Here is a 1,197-nt window from a genome sequence, read left to right on the forward strand (position 1 = left end):
TCGACGAGGTCGACCTCGCGGCCGAGAAGTTCGTGACCGCGGCTCTCATCGCGGGCGCCGGCGGCACGCGAGCAGCCGGCGCGGACCTCGGCGGAGCGCTGGACGCCGCGGAGGCCGCGGCGGGTGGTCGGGGTCCGGTGCGCGCGGTCGTTGTGAACGCGGTGGACTGGCCCGAGATCCGGCGGGCCCTGGCGTCGACGTTCTTCGAGGGCCCGCATCCGGCGGTGCTGGTCTCGGCTGGTCAGCCGGCCGGAACGGCGACGTACATCGGCACGGGCGCGGTGCGGTTCCTGGCGTCCGACTACGTCCGGATGGAGGCTGAGCGGCCGAACGCGTTCATGAAGTCGGCGGCGGTAGCGCGGCCGTTCTACCTGGCGATCCGGTCGGCGGCGCAGATTCAGACCGTGACGGGCATCGGGGCGTGACGACATGCGGCAGACGATCGAAGTCAGGGGCCCGGGGCTCTACGCCACCAGCCGCGACGCCGAGCTGACGTACGCCGAGGCTCGGCGCCAGCACGAGGAGTTGGGCCTGATGGTTCGGGCCGCGTACGCCATGGACACCGAGACCCGGTTGCGGATGCTGGAGCTCGAGGCTGATCTCGGGGCGCCGGCGATCAGTCGCGCGTTCACCGGACCGACGACGAAGATCCGGGCCGGGGTCGCTCTGGTACGGGCGCTCGTGGAGGAGCACGGCACCGGTGCGGTTCAGCGGCTCGAGGGTCTCGCGTCATGTGCCGGCGACGACGAGAGTCGCCTCAACTTCGCTCGCGCCGCTATGGCACTGGCTGCTGCTGACCCGCATCAGATCCGCGGCGTCTCGATCGCGCACCATCGACGCGGGCTCCCTGCGCCTGACCCGGCGGCCGCTCCAGTGCGGAGGCGGCGCCGGTGAGCTCGGCAAGCATCGAGTGCCCGGTGTGCCACGCGCCAGTAGGCGTCCCGTGCAGTGACCAGGGTGACGACCACTTCGCCCGTGTGGTGAAGGCCGAAGCGGTCGCTGTGGGCAACGTCGGAGACGTCCAGTGACGCCCGGCGCGGTTTCTCTCGGTGGTTCGTCGACTTCGCTGAGTCCGGCTGAGGCCTGGACGTACGGGCCGCCGCGGCCGAGCGACCTGTTCGCGGCCGACGAAGACGAGGAGTAGACCGGTGTCGAACCCGAGGATCGTCGTTGAGGCGGCAGGCGACTTCCGCCGTC

At 71.4% G+C, this 1,197-nt stretch carries 3 protein-coding genes; all 3 read left to right on the forward strand.

Annotated elements, in window-relative coordinates; all coding sequences use genetic code 11:
* Positions 1-425, forward strand: a 425-nt coding sequence (locus tag ACOADB_RS00650) for a hypothetical protein (RefSeq protein ID WP_378595993.1), incomplete at its 5' end; no start/stop codon positions are given.
* A gap of 4 nt (positions 426-429) precedes the next feature.
* Complete coding sequence (locus ACOADB_RS00655) at positions 430-894, forward strand: hypothetical protein (RefSeq protein WP_378595994.1); 465 nt, start codon at positions 430-432, stop codon at positions 892-894.
* Between the two features lie 23 nt (positions 895-917).
* Positions 918-1,028 carry a hypothetical protein gene (locus tag ACOADB_RS00660; protein WP_420280383.1) on the forward strand — a complete coding sequence of 37 codons (111 nt, stop codon included), beginning with the start codon at positions 918-920 and terminating at the stop codon, positions 1,026-1,028.
* The last annotated feature ends 169 nt before the right edge of the window (positions 1,029-1,197 follow it).

The sequence above is a fragment of the Nocardioides sp. CPCC 206348 genome (genome assembly GCF_048654705.1).
Classification (GTDB): Bacteria; Actinomycetota; Actinomycetes; order Propionibacteriales; family Nocardioidaceae; genus Nocardioides.